General features: G+C 74.9%; 6 protein-coding genes. 2 read left to right on the top strand and 4 right to left on the bottom strand.

Annotation, left to right across the window (positions count from 1 at the left end):
- Positions 1-44: 44 nt before the first annotated feature.
- Both CIK06_RS18225 and CIK06_RS18220 read left to right on the top strand, forming a co-directional pair.
- Positions 45-575: a hypothetical protein gene (locus CIK06_RS18225; RefSeq protein ID WP_095565845.1), complete on the top strand. Its 531-nt coding sequence runs from the start codon at positions 45-47 to the stop codon at positions 573-575.
- A 126-nt stretch (positions 576-701) separates the two neighbouring features.
- Positions 702-2,117, top strand: a complete 1,416-nt coding sequence (locus CIK06_RS18220) for an FAD-dependent monooxygenase (RefSeq protein ID WP_095565844.1) — start codon at positions 702-704, stop codon at positions 2,115-2,117.
- A 185-nt stretch (positions 2,118-2,302) separates the two neighbouring features.
- On the opposite strand, the gene CIK06_RS18215 is transcribed toward CIK06_RS18220, so the two are convergent.
- Genes CIK06_RS18215 through CIK06_RS18200 form a run of 4 tightly spaced genes read right to left on the bottom strand, consistent with a single transcriptional unit; the run spans position 2,303 to position 11,414 of the window.
- Positions 2,303-3,349, bottom strand: a complete 1,047-nt coding sequence (locus tag CIK06_RS18215; protein ID WP_095565843.1) for an alpha/beta hydrolase — start codon at positions 3,347-3,349, stop codon at positions 2,303-2,305.
- Positions 3,342-4,076 carry a 2-oxo acid dehydrogenase subunit E2 gene (locus CIK06_RS18210; protein ID WP_095565842.1) on the bottom strand — a complete coding sequence of 245 codons (735 nt, stop codon included), beginning with the start codon at positions 4,074-4,076 and terminating at the stop codon, positions 3,342-3,344. The genes CIK06_RS18215 and CIK06_RS18210 overlap by 8 nt, the downstream gene beginning before the upstream one ends.
- Positions 4,073-8,323, bottom strand: a complete 4,251-nt coding sequence (locus CIK06_RS18205) for a type I polyketide synthase (RefSeq protein ID WP_095565841.1) — start codon at positions 8,321-8,323, stop codon at positions 4,073-4,075. Before CIK06_RS18205 ends, CIK06_RS18210 begins: the two co-directional genes overlap by 4 nt.
- Before the next feature lie 37 nt (positions 8,324-8,360).
- Complete coding sequence (locus CIK06_RS18200; RefSeq protein ID WP_157756836.1) at positions 8,361-11,414, bottom strand: non-ribosomal peptide synthetase; 3,054 nt, start codon at positions 11,412-11,414, stop codon at positions 8,361-8,363.
- Between the last annotated feature and the right edge of the window lie 41 nt (positions 11,415-11,455).

Here is an 11,455-nt window from a genome sequence, read left to right as displayed (position 1 = left end):
GTCTCCCGCAGGGCCGGCCAACCGTGCGAAGGAGACTGACACTCATGCGCAAGCCAAGGCCGAAGCGGCTCGCCGCCCTGCTGTCCGCGGTCGTTCTCGCCGGCACCGCCACCGCCGTCCTGGGCGGCTCCGCGGCGTCGGCGTTCCCGACCGGGCACACCAACCGGTGCTCGGTGACCACCGACCTGACCGACCAGTCCTACCTGACCAAGCACGACGGTCGGGAGCCGGGTACCACCGACGGCGACACCGTCGTCTTCCACGACGAGGTCTTCAACACCGCCGGCGACCTCGTCGTCACCGGCGAGGGCACCGCGCTGGTCTACACCAACCCCCAGGACGGCACGCTCTGGGAATGGCTCGCGGTCACCGTGCAGATGCCCAGCGGCGGCACGTTCTTCGGCACCGTACCGATCTCGATCGCGGACGCCGTCGCCGGCAACCCGCAGACCATCCCGCTGGTCGGCAGCTCCGGCGACATGCTCGGCAAGACCGGCCTGTGGAAGTTCAGCCTGCTCGGCTACACCAACCCGACGCTGTCCCTGTTCGACGTGACGCTGACCATCTGCGGCTGACCGCCCGACGGCGGCGCGCGGGGAACTGCCGCAGCGGTCCGCGGCAGGGCGCCGTCGTGCGTCCGGCGGGCTTGCGCCGGCCCGCCACGACCCCACCGCGATCCCGAGTCCCCGGAGGAGAAAACCATGGACGCAGCCGTCGTCATCGCCGGCGCCGGTCCGACCGGCCTGCTGCTGGCCGCCGAGCTCGCGCAGGCCGGCGTGCCGGTGGTGGTGCTGGAGCGCGACCCGGAGCCCCGGCTGGCCGCGATGGGCATGGCCATCAACGCCGGGGTGGTGGACCTGCTCGCCGAGCGTGGCCTGATGGAGCGGATCGGCGCCGACGGGCTGCCCTGGCCGCGTGCGCACTTCGCCCAGTTGTGGCTGGATCCCGGCCGGCTGCCCGGCCGGCAGACGTACACCTACCTGCTGCCGCAGGCCAAGCTGGAGGAACACCTGCTCGCGCACGCCGAGAAGCTCGGCGCGCAGATCCGGCGCGGGGTGACGGTACGCGGCGTGCGGCAGGACGCCGAGGGCGTGACCGTGGACACCTCCGACGGCGAGGTCACCGCGGCCTACCTGGTCGGTTGCGACGGCGCCGAGAGCGTCGTGCGCAGCGCCGCCGGGATCACCTTCGAGGGCACCGAGGCGGCGTTCGACGGGATCGCCGGGGACGTCGAGGTGCCCAACGGCCACCCGCTGTACCAGCAGTTGGGCGCCAACGAGTTCAACAGCGGGCTGTTCTCCGTCGCGCCCAGCGGCGTCGGACTGCTGCGGGTGGCCACCGGCGAGTTCGGCCGGCGGCCGGCGGACCCGGCCGCGGCGCCCGACGTCGCTGAGCTGCGTGCCGCCGTGCACCGGCTGATCGGGCAGGACATCGACGTCGGCACGCCGCGCTGGCTGGGCCGGTGGAACTGCCAGACCCGGCAGGCCGACCGGTACCGCGCCGGGCGGGTCTTCGTCGCCGGCGAGGCCGCCCACCTGCACTTCCCGCTCGGCGGCCAGGCGTTGAGCACCAACCTGGAGGACGCGGTCAACCTCGGCTGGAAGCTGGCCGCCGAGCTGGCCGGCTGGGCGCCGGGCGGACTGCTCGACAGCTACCACGACGAGCGGCACCCGGCCGGGGAACGGACCTGCCTGACCACCGCCGCCCAACTGGCCCTGCTCTATCCGGCCGACCGGGTGGCGCCGCTGCGGACGGTGATGAACGAGCTGATCCAGTTCGACGCGGTGAACGAATACCTGGTGCGCACGGCCGGCGGCCTCAACGTGCGGCACCCCGCCAGCGGCTGTGACCACCCGCTCGCCGGCCTCCGGGTTCCCGGCGTACCACTGCCGCCCGGCCGCGGTCTGGCCCTGCGGTTCGACCCGGCCGTGCGGCTCGACGTCGACGGCTGGGCCGACCGGGTCGACCTGGTCACCGCGGAGCCGTCCGCCGACATTCCGGCGGTGGCGCTGCTGGCCCGGCCGGACGGCCGGATCGCCTGGGCCACCGACGGCACCGACCCGGACGGGCTCGCCGCCGCGCTGGCCACCTGGTTCGGTGCGCCCACCGGCGGCTGATCCCACGCGCGAAGGCGCAGCCCCGGCCGTACCGGCCGGGGCTGCGCCGTTGTGGGTAACGGCTGCGCCGCTTTGGGCACGGAACGCGCCGCACCGCCAGCGGACGGCGTGCCGCCAGCGGACAGCGTGTCGCCGGTGGGTGGGGCGCCGCCGGTGGGTGGGGCGCCGCGGAAGGTCGGCGTGCCTCAGCGGGCGACGGCCAGCCGGGCCGCGCGGACCAGCAGGCGCAGGGGCAGCGCGGAGCGGCCGCGCATGCGCTGGATCGACAGGGCCGTCCAGGCCATGCTCTCCAGCGTGTGCTTCGGCGCGCCGTGGACGTCGTCGTGGCTGAGCACCCGGAAGTCGCGGACGTTGTCGCGCAGCACCAGCAGGTCCTCCGGCGGGATGATCTCGTCGCGGCTGCTGGCCACGGCGGCGACCGGGATGCGGAGCGCGGCCAGCTCGGCCGGGCTGATGGCCCAGTCGCCCAGCCGGTCGAGGCTGGTTTCGGTGAGGTGGCTCAGGGTGTCGGTGGTGACCCGGGGGAGCCGTGCCTGCCAGGCCGGATCGGTGAAGAACGACCGGATCGGCGCGCCCGCGGTGACGACACCCCGCAGCCGCTGATCCCGCAGGGCGCAGCGCAGCGCGAGATGGCCGCTGAAGCTGAGGGTGATCGCGTACGTCTGCCGTACCTCGGCCCGGTCGCCGACCGCGTCCAGCAGGCTGGACAGGAACAGGTGGGCCTGCGCGTCGTAGGGCACGGCGTTGTCGCCGATGCCCGGGATGTCGGCGACGACGGCGGCCAGGCCCAGCCGGCGGAAGAAGCCCAGGCGCGGCGCCCACTGTTCCTTGACGGTCAGGTGGCCACCCATGATCACCACGAGGGGGCGCGGCCGGGTCGCGGAGAGTCCGGACTGCCAGCACCGCACCGGATGGCCGTTGTGGGTGAAGTCGAGCGGGTGCAGGTCGCGCCCGGCCCGCCACCGTTCGAAGGCGGCCGTCGCGTGCTGCGCCGCGCGGGTCCGGGCGGGTCGGTCCGGGTAGGGGAAGCGGGCCATGATGTAGTGCCGGCTCGCGGGCAGCCACTGTCCACGGTCCTTGAGCGCCGCGCCCTCGGCCGACCACCGGGTGACCCACGAGCCCGGGCCGTCGCCGTCGTCCACGATGGACGCGAGCTTGCCGGTCAGCCCGCCGATGCGCTGCCCGCGTGCGTGGGCGACGATGTAGTGCTTGAGTTCGGCCAGGTCATTCATGTGGCTCCTGGAACTGTTCGAGCGCCTGCTTGAGGTCGGCCAGGATGTCGGCCGCCTCGGCGCCGTCGATGGCGCGGTGGTCGAAGGTGAGGCAGAGCCGCATCACCGGGGCGATGACGATCTCGCCGTGCCGGACCACCGGCCGCTCGACGCTGCGGCCCAGGCCGATGGTCAGGGTGGCGCCGCCGACGGAGTAGAAGCCGTCGACCGGGCGGTGCCCGAGCGAGGTCACCGCGAACGTGCCCATCCGCGCGGGGCGTTGCCGCAGCGGCCGGACGGCCAGCCGGTAGAGCAGACCGCCCAGCGGCATCGGGATGCGGTGCAGCCGGCGGATGGCCGCGAATTCCGGCATGGTGTCGGGGTTGCCGTCGCGGAACCGTTCGACCTGCCGCTGGATGCCGGCGAGGCTGGTCCGGTCGAGGTCCGGCAGTACGGTCGAGAGCACGACCCGATGGCCCGACATCACCTTGTCGAAGGTGAACTTGCCGCCGACCGTGTCGTAGCGGGCCATCCGCCGGCCGCGCAGCGCGACGTTGGCGTCCGGGTGCGCGGCCAGCACCCGGGCCGCGGACCACAGCACGTACGTCACGATGGAGTGCTTCGTCGTGCGCCGGTGGGCCAGCACTGCGCTCATGTCGATCTCGGTGTCCAGGAACACCGGTGCGATCTCGCGGATCTGGTCGAGGAAGTAGAAGGTGTGCCGGCGCGGCCCGGGCAGGCGGCTCACGCCGGGACCACCGCCGCCGGCACCACCAGCTCGTCGAGCAGGTATTCGGCCAGCTCGGCCGGGGTCGGGCTGTCGTAGATGAGCGACGGGCTCAGCGCCACCCCGGCCTCGCGGATCCGGGCGGTGAGCTCCATCGCCGTGATGGAGGACAGCCCCAGGTCGAGCAGGTTGTCGTCGGGGGCGATGGCGTCGGCCTCGTCGAGCCCGAGCGCGCCGGCGACCTCGGCGCGGATGTAGTCGATCAGCAGCCCGAGCCGCTGGTCCGGGTCGGCGGCCGCGAGACGCTCCGGCAGCGGAACCGCGTCCGCCCGGCCGGCCGGGTCGGCGGCGCCGGCCGGGACGGGGTCGGTGAGCACGAGACCGGCGGGCGCCGAGGCGGCCCAGGTCAGGCTGCCGGCGACGGCGCGTTCCGGCAGCGGCCGGGGCCCCGGCCGCACCGACAGCCCCCGTTCGCCGGCGGCCACCCGGTCCAGCGCGGTCAGCTCGCAGTACCTGGCGGTGCCGGCGTCGGCCGGCGGGGCGAACAGCACGAACGCCGACAGGTCGAGGCCGCGGGTCAGCTCGTCGAGATGGTGCACCGCCGCGGTGCCGCCGGGCTCGGCCAGGTGCACCACGGCGTTGACCGGCTCGTCGGCCAGCAGGTCGGCCACCGCCGCCCGGTCGGCCAGGTCGCAGGCGAGCACGCCCACCTTGGCGCCGAGCGCGGTCAGTTCGGCCCGCTCGTCGGTCTGCTGGGCGTTCACCAGGACCAGCTTCGACGCGCCGTTGGCGGCGAGCCACCGGGCCGCGTGCCCGCCCAGCTCGGTGTCCGCCCCGGTGAGCAGGACGGTCCCGGTCGGCGCCCAACCGGCCCCCGCCGGGGCGGCGGCGGCCACCAGCCGCCAGACCGCCGGACCGGTACGCCGCACGGCCACCGCCGGTTCGTCGGCCGTGCCGGAGAGGACCGCGACGAGCTGCCGGCGCTCCCGGTCGTCGAGTTCGGCGGGCAGGTCGAGCAGGCCGCAGCCGTGCTCCTGGGCCGCGGCCCAGGCCGCGGCGACCTCGGCGCGCGAACCGCGGGCGATCATCCACCGGTGGCCGGGGCCCGTGATGTCGGACGGCTCGCCGGGCCGGGCCGGGGCGACCGTCACCTGCGCCCCCGCGTCGCGCAGCACCTCGGCCAGCGCCTCGTCGCGGACGGTCCAGCTACCGGTCAACCCGGTGCCGGCCGGTGGGACCTGCGCCGGGCTCCAGACGTACGTGTGCCGTCCGGCGACCCGCCGGCGCAGGTCGGCCAGCGCCGGGAGCAGCGCCCGCAGGCTGGTGCGCTCCTGCTCGCTGAGGGACAGCAGCGCGTCCAGCCGGGCGGCGTCGGCGCGTTCGACGGCGGGCCAGAAGTCGTCGTGCGCCGGCTCGGCGCCCGAGGGCGCGGCGGCGTCGAGCCAGAAGGGCCGGCGCTGGAACGGATAGAACGGCAGCTCCACCGCGTCGGCCGGCCGCGGGCCGAGGACCGCCGCCCAGTCCACGTTGTGCCCGCCGGCGTGCGCCAGCGCGGCCGCGCCGAGCGCGGTGTGCGGCTCCGGCCGCTCGGCGTGCAGCAGCGGCCCCGCGCCGGCGCCGCGGCCGAGCGCCTCGCGGACGAGGCCGAGCAGCACCGGGCCGGGACCGAGTTCCAGGTAGGTGCCGGCGCCGAGCTGGTCCAGGGTGGACAGGGCCGCGCCGAACCGGACCGGTTCGCGGATCTGCCGTACCCAGTGGTCGGGATCCCGCAGTTGCTCGGCGGTGGCCACGGCGCCGGTGCGGCCGGTGACGACCGGGATCGCCGGGTCGGCGAAGGTGAGGTCGGCGATGGCCGCCCGGAACTCGTCCAGCACCGGATCCATGTGGTGCGAGTGGAACGCGTGGCTGACCGCGAGCCGCTTGGTGCGCCGCCCGTGCAGGGCGAACCGGTCCGCCAGGGCGGCGACCCGGTCGGCGTCGCCGGAGACGACGGTACGCATCGGGGCGTTGACGGCCGCGATCGAGACCCCGTCGATCAGCTCGGCGAGCACCTCCTGCTCGGTGGCCTCGATGGCCGTCATGACGCCCCCGGCCGGTGCGGCCTGCATGAGCCGGGCCCGGACCGCGGTCAGCCGGGCCGCGTCGGCGAGGCTCAGCACCCCGGCGGCGTGCGCGGCCGCGATCTCGCCGACCGAGTGCCCGGCCACCGCGTCGGGCCGGACGCCCCACGACTCCAGCAGCCGGAACAGCGCCGTCTCCAGCGCGAACAGCGCGGTCTGGGTGTAGAGCGTCTCGTCGAGCCGGACGGCGTCGGCGAACATCACGGTCCGCAGCGGACGGTCCAGGTACGGGTCCAGGTGGCCGGCCGCCTCGTCCAGGGCGGCCCGGAAGACGGGGTACGTCTCGTAGAGGGCCTGCCCGGCCCCGGCCCGCTGCGCGCCCTGCCCGGTGCAGAGGAAGACCAGCTTGCCCCCGGTGCCGGCCACGCCCCGTACGACGTCGCGGGACTCGGTCCCGGCGGCCAGCGCGGCCAGCCCGCGGGCGAACCGGTCCCGGTCCTCGGCGATCACGGCCGCCCGGTGCGGGAAGTGGGTGCGGGTGGTGGCCAGCGCGTACGCGACGGCCGCCGGAGCGGCGTCGGGCAGGCCGGCGCGCAGCCGCTCGGCCTGGGCCTGCAGGGCCGCGTCGGTGCGCCCGGACAACAGCCACACCCGCGGACCGGCGGGCTCGGCCGCGGCCGGCGGCCCGGTCGGCTGGTCGGCGGCCGGCGGCGCGGTCGGCTGGTCCGCGGCCGGCGACGCGGCGGCCGGCTGGTCGGCGCCCGGCTGGTCGGCGGCCGGTGCGCCACCGGCCGGCGGCGCACCGACCGGCGCCTCGGCGGGCGGCGCCTGTTCGAGGATGACGTGCGCGTTGGTCCCGCTGATGCCGAACGACGACACCGCGGCGCGGCGGGGGCGGCCGGTCTCCGGCCACGGCCGCGCCTCGGTGAGCAGGCGGACCGCCCCGCTGCTCCAGTCCACGTGCGGGCTGGGCGCGCTGACGTGCAACGAGCGCGGCAGCTCGCCGTACCGCATCGCCTGGATCATCTTGATGATCCCGGCCACCCCGGCGGCGGCCTGGGCGTGGCCGATGTTGGACTTGATGGAGCCCAGCCAGAGCGGCCGGTCCCGGTCCTGGCGTTGCCCGTAGGTGGCCAGCAGGGCCTGCGCCTCGATCGGATCGCCCAGCACGGTGCCGGTGCCGTGGGCCTCCACCGCGTCGATGTCGTCGACGGTGAGCAGGGCGTTGGCCAGCGCCTGACGGATCAGCCGCTCCTGTGACGGGCCGTTGGGGGCGGTGATGCCGTTGCTGGCCCCGTCCTGGTTGGTGGCCGAGCCGCGCACGACGGCCAGCACCCGGTGCCCGTTGGCCCGGGCGTCGCTGAGCCGTTCGAGCAGGACCAGGCCGCAGCCCTCCGACCAGCCGGTGCCGTCGGCGCCCGCGGAGAACGACTTGCACCGGCCGTCCGGGGCGACCCCGCGCTGGCGGCTGAACTCGATGAAGACACCCGGGGTGTGCATCACGGTGACGCCGCCGGCGAGGGCGAGTTCGCATTCGCCGTTGCGCAGCGCCTGCCCGGCGAGGTGGATGGCGACAAGCGACGACGAACAGGCGGTGTCGACGGTGACGGCCGGCCCCTCCAGCCCGAAGGTGTAGGCGAGCCGGCCGGAGGCGAGGCTGCTGGCGCTGCCGGTGCCGAGCAGACCCTCCAGGTCGGGCGGGACGTCGTGCATGACGCGCACGCCGTAGTCGTCGTACATCACGCCGGTGTAGACGCCGACCGGCCGGCGGCGCACGTCCGCCGGCACGATGCCGGCGTGCTCGAAGGTCTCCCAGGCCGTCTCCATCAGCAGCCGGTGCTGCGGGTCCATCGCCCGCGCCTCCCGGGGGCCGATGCCGAAGAAGGCGGGGTCGAAGTGGTGCGCGTCGTAGAGGAAACCGCCCTCCCGCGCGTACGTCTTGCCGGTGTGCTCGGGGTTCGGGTCGTACAGGTCGGCGGTCGACCAGCCGCGGTCCTCCGGGAAGCCGGCGACGGCGTCGGACCCGTCGGCGACCAGCCGCCACAGCTCGTCCGGGGTCCGGACGCCACCGGGGTAGCGGCAGGCCATCCCGACGACCGCGATCGGCTCGCGGGCCGCGTCCTGCGTCTGGCGCAGCAGTTCCCGGGTTCGATGCAGGTCGGCGGTCACCCACTTGAGGTAGTCGACCAGCTTCTCCTCGTTGGTCATCGCAGCGTCCACGGCCCTTCTCTGTCGATCGGTGCCGTCACACGGCCGGTTCGGCGTCGAGTTCCCGGACCCGCGCGGCCAGCCCGGCCGGGCTGGGTGCGTCGAAGAGGTCGGCCAGCTTGAGCGGGACACCGATGTCGTCCTGGATCTGCTGTAGCAACTGCGCGCCGGCGAGGGAGTGGCCGCCGCTGGTGAAGAAGTTGGCGTCGGCGTCGACCTCGTCGTGGCCGAGGATGGCGCGCCAGTGCCCGACGAGCCGCGTCACCAGCGGGTCGGCGCCGTCCGGGGACGGGCCGCCGGAGCCGGGGTGCGGCGCCGCGGCGGCCCGGTCCCGGTGCGCGTCGCCGGCCAGCCGCTCCAGCCGGGGATAGTCCACCTTCTCGTTGGCGTTCACCGGCAGCGCGTCGACGGTGTGGAACTCCTGCGGAATCGAGGCGTGCGGCAGTTCGGCCCGGGCGTGCTCCCACAGCGTCGCCGAGACGTCGGCGTCCCCGGTGGTCTCGACGAACGCGACCAGGCGGGCGTCGGCGCTGCGGTCGCCCACCGCGACCACCGCGACCGCCCGCACCCCGGGGTGGCTGAGCAGGGCCGCCTCGACCTCGCCGAGTTCGATCCGGTTGCCCCGCAGCTTGATCTGCCGGTCGGAGCGGCCGAACAGCTCGATGGTGCCGTCGGGGCGCCAGCGGCCCACGTCGCCGGTGCGGTAGAAGCGGCCGTACGCCTGGTGCGTGCCGAACCGTTCGGCGTTGAGGTCGTCCCGGTCGTGGTAGCCGAGCGCGACGCCGTAGCCGGCGATCCAGACCTCACCGCGCACACCGACCGGCAGCTGGCGGCCGTCGGCGGCGGCAACGCCCAGGTAGGTGTTCCAGATCGGGCCGCCGACGTCGAGCCGGTCACCCTCGATCCGGTCGACCCGCGCCCAGGTCGCCCAGGTGGTCGTCTCGGTCGGCCCGTACGCGTGGTGCAGCTCGCAGCCGGTCTCCAGCAGCCGGCGGGCGATGTCCACCTGGACGATCTCCGCCCCGGTCACCACGCGCCGCCCGCGCAACTGGTCGGCGACCTGGTCGAGCACGATCCGCCAGGTGGTCGGGGTGGCCTGCAGGATGTGCGGCTGGTGACGTTCGATCGCCGCGCGCAGCGCCACGCCGTTGCTGCGGGCCTCGTCGGCGGCCACGGCGATCTGCCCGCCGCTGTAGAGCGGCACGTACATCTCCAGGTTCGCCATGTCGAAGGCGAACGTGGTGAGCCAGAGCGTGACCTCGGAGGGGGTCGCGCCCAGGATGTCCACGTAGTGCGCGGCCGCGTTCGCGACGCTGCGGTGCCGGATCGACACGCCCTTGGGGCGGCCGCTGGAGCCGGAGGTGTAGATCAGGTAGGCGCGGTCGTCGGGGCCGGGTTCGTGCGGGGCCGCCGGCAGCGGACCGTCGTGCGGTGCGTCCGTGCCGTGCGCGTCGTGCAGCGCCAGGACGGTGACCGTACGCTCCGGCGGCGCCTCGACCGGCTGCCCGGAGAGCACGATGCGGGCACCGGAGTCCTGGAGCACGTGTTGCACCCGGTGGGCCGGGTGCTCCGGGTCGATCGGCAGGTAGGCCGCGCCGCACAGCCAGACGCCCAGCGCGTTGGCGATCAGGGTGGCGTCCCGGCCGGCGGCGATGGCGACGATGTCACCGGGGCGGGCGCCGGCCTCGCGCAGCCGCCCGGCCGCGGCGACCGCGGTGCTCCACAGCCGGCGGTAGCTGACCGGGCCGGTCTCGTCGCGGACCGCGACCGCGTCGGGCGTGGCCAGCGCGTGCTGGCGTACGGCGCCGACGACCGTGTCGAACGGGATGTCGTGGGTGGTGTCGTTGGCCGCCTCGATGACCGCGTGGTCGGCCGCGGACCAGACGGCCAGCTCGCCGGTCGGGGTGTCGACGGTGTCGCCGAAGATCGTCAGCAGGGCCTCGTAGCGGTGCAGCAGCGCCACCACGTCGGCGCTGTCCAGCACGTCGGTGGCGAAGCGGGCGACCACGTCGATGCCGTCCTCCGCCGAGGCCACGAAGAACTCCAGGTCGTACTTGCTGAAGCCGTTGTCGATGACCAGCGGGCGGGCGGGCAGGCCGCCGATGCCGAACCGGGCCTGCTGGAGGGGAAAGTAGTTGAACAGGTGGCGGGTGAGGCGCGGGCGCCGGTTGTCGGCGGTCCGCGGCACCAGCCGGGCGATGTCCTCCTCCGGGACGACGGCGTTCATCAGGGCGCCGAAGTACGTGTCCCGGACCCGGCGGACCAGCGTGCGGAAGCTCTCCCGCGGGTCGATCCGGGCACGGATCGGCAGCACGTTCGTGTGGTGGCCGACGGCGCCGGCCGCCACCTTGCCGCGCACGTTCACCGGCGTGCCGACGGCGAGGTCCGGCCCGGACCCGTGCGCGGCCAGCAGCAGTTGGAAGGCGGTGAGCAGGATGACCGCCTCGGGCGCGCGCACCTCCTTCTGCAACCGCCGGACGATCTGCCTGGTCGGCGCGCTGAGCCGGTGGGTGACCTGGTCGCCGCGCAGGCTGGGCTCGTCCGCGTCGGGTGCGCCGCAGGCCAGGCCGAGCGCCGCCGGGTCGTAGCCGGCCAGTTCGGTACGCCAGAACTCGACGCTCTCGGCCGGTGGTTCGGCCTCGACGAACGAGGGCACCTCGGCGCGCAGCTCGGCCGGCAGCGGCTGCGCCGCGGCGAGCGCGTCGTAGCCGCGGATCAGGTCGGCCAGGATGATCGAGCCGGAGATGATGTCGTAGACCAGATGGTGGAAGGCCAGGCAGACGACGTCACCGTCGGGGTCGCGGCGCAGCGCGGCCCGCACCAGCGGCCGGCCGTCGAAGGTGAACGGCCGGACCACGAAGGGCTGCGGGTCGCCGTCCGGCAGCCGCTCCAGCGGTACGTCGAAGTCGGCGGGGGCGATGATCTCCTTCTCCAGCGTCGAGCCGACGGAGTGGAAGACCGTGCGCAGCGTCTCGTACCGGGCGTAGACCGCCCGCAGCGTGGCGATCAGCCGGGACTCGTCCAGCCTGCCCTCGACCTGGAAGGCCAGGGTCAGGTTGTTCGGCGCGCTGTCCGGTACCAGGCGCTCCAACAGCCACAGGGCGGCTTCCTTCCGGCTGACCGGGCTCCGTC

The sequence above is a fragment of the Plantactinospora sp. KBS50 genome, assembly GCF_002285795.1.
In the GTDB taxonomy this organism is placed as follows: Bacteria; Actinomycetota; Actinomycetes; order Mycobacteriales; family Micromonosporaceae; genus KBS50.
The sequence above is the reverse complement of the archived record's forward strand: the minus strand, read 5'-3'. Positions and strand labels throughout refer to the sequence as shown.